This is a genomic window from Acrocarpospora corrugata (assembly GCF_009687845.1).
GTDB lineage: Bacteria > Actinomycetota > Actinomycetes > Streptosporangiales > Streptosporangiaceae > Acrocarpospora > Acrocarpospora corrugata.
In genome coordinates this window covers 1-519 of sequence record NZ_BLAD01000032.1, presented here as the reverse complement: position 1 = coordinate 519, position 519 = coordinate 1, and the positions used below count along the sequence as shown (strand labels likewise).

At 66.3% G+C, this 519-nt stretch carries 1 protein-coding gene; it reads right to left on the bottom strand.

From position 1 onward, the window contains the following. A partial coding sequence (locus tag Acor_RS00185; RefSeq protein WP_155334420.1) for an AMP-binding protein occupies nucleotides 1–519 on the bottom strand: 519 nt, incomplete at both ends.

Here is a 519-nt window from a genome sequence, read left to right as displayed (position 1 = left end):
TGGATCATGACGGCTTTGGGAGTGCCGGTAGACCCAGAGGTATACATGATGTACGCCAAATCACCCGGACCGGCCAGCGGAGGCAGATCCGAATCCGGGCGGGTGGCGATGTCGGCCCGGACCTGTTCCTGATCCAAAACGATCTGCTGGACATCGGCGCCGTCGAGAATGCCGCGCAGGCTGGAATGAGTGATCACCAGCCCGGCCCGGGAATCCTCCAGCATGAACCGCAGACGCCCGGCCGGATACTCCGGATCCAGCGGCAGATAAGCCGCGCCGGACTTCAAAATCGCCAGCAGCGCCACCACCAGATCCACGCCACGTTCCACGCAGACCGCCACCAGCGTCTCCGGCGCCGCGCCACGCTCACGCAGCAGCCGGGCCAGCTGATTGGCCCGCGCGTTGAGCCGGCCATAAGTCAGGCTCTGGCCATCGCAGGACACCGCCACCGCCAGCGGACTACGAGCCGCCCGCTCCTCCACCAGCTGATGAACCGCCACATCATCGGCGAACGGCGCC